Here is a 1,205-nt window from a genome sequence, read left to right as displayed (position 1 = left end):
TTATTATGGTGATCCCCTGGGCGAAATGCGCCTGGTAAGCAGAGTTTTTGAAATGTAAGGCCTTTGAATAAGACAAAAGGCTGCCTCATCGCTAACTTTGCAACAGTGCCGATTCAAGCAAGCCAACTTGTCGTCAAAATCGGTGTTGCAAAAACGGGAGTGACCATAGATTCCGTTTTCCAAGCGGACCCCGTGCTGTGTGGAAATCCGCCCACCTTGCCGGGCGCCGGTGCCGTGTGGAAATCCGCCCACCTTGCCGGGCGCCGGTGCCGTGTGGAAATCCACCCACCTTGCCGGGCGCCGGTGCCGTGTGGGAATCCGCCCACCTTGCCGGGCGCCGGTGCTGTGTGGAAATTCGCCCATCTTCATGACAAAAATTTGTCAAATGACAGGCTCATGTGTGCTGATTTATGTCAGACGGGATTTTGCTTATCAATTATTGAGAACAGAAATTTTCCTGAATCATCAATACTATACTTAGCAAGTAAAGGTGTTTTCTCATTTATCTGCTTGAGAGCAGGATCAAGGAAAGATCGTTTCAACTCTGCCAAGTTCTTCTGTTGGGATTCCGGCAAAAGGAAACGGTCATTTAACCAAGCATGAGTAGTAACCCATAAGCCTGAAGATTTGAATTGAGCAAGACTTTCATAAAGGCGGATCGTCCGTGGATTTCGAAGACTGCCACAATCGCGGAGCGAGTAGGTGGTGAACTGGTTCGTCAGGCCGTAAATGTACCGCAGGAGTTTATGGTTAAATTCGATTTCCCAGATACCACGAGCTGATCGGCTGCCAGCCTCTGTTAGCCAGGGGCGCGCGACGCAGTCAAAACTCCCTTCTTTCGGGTAAAAGATTACCGCAGAACGGCTTAACTCAAACACGCCTTCTTTAACATCCTTGATAGCCTGGTTACGGCTTACCTGAAAAATTTGCTGATAGTCAGCCACCTTTACTTTGAAAGTAGAGTCACCGAGTACAGCCATCTCATCATCATCTTCGCTTACTGAAGCTGTGAAATACGTCTGCATAAGACATAACCAGAGAACGCGCTTTGCTTTTAGCGAGAGGTAGTAAGCAGCTTCGGTAAGCTCGTTAGACGGCACTGTTGCAAAGTTAGCGATGAGGCAGCCTTTTGTCTTATTCAAAGGCCTTACATTTCAAAAACTCTGCTTACCAGGCGCATTTCGCCCAGGGGATCACCATAATAA

General features: G+C 48.4%; 1 protein-coding gene. It reads right to left on the bottom strand.

The features are described 5' to 3' along the window. Positions 1–413: 413 nt before the first annotated feature. Positions 414–1,142, bottom strand: a complete 729-nt coding sequence (locus ACJHWR_RS25210; RefSeq protein ID WP_152921961.1) for a replication initiation protein — start codon at positions 1,140–1,142, stop codon at positions 414–416. Between the last annotated feature and the right edge of the window lie 63 nt (positions 1,143–1,205).

Source organism: Escherichia sp. WS568 (assembly GCF_046486085.1).
GTDB classification, from domain to species: domain Bacteria; phylum Pseudomonadota; class Gammaproteobacteria; order Enterobacterales; family Enterobacteriaceae; genus Escherichia; species Escherichia coli.
This window is presented reverse-complemented; position numbering and strand designations above follow the sequence as displayed.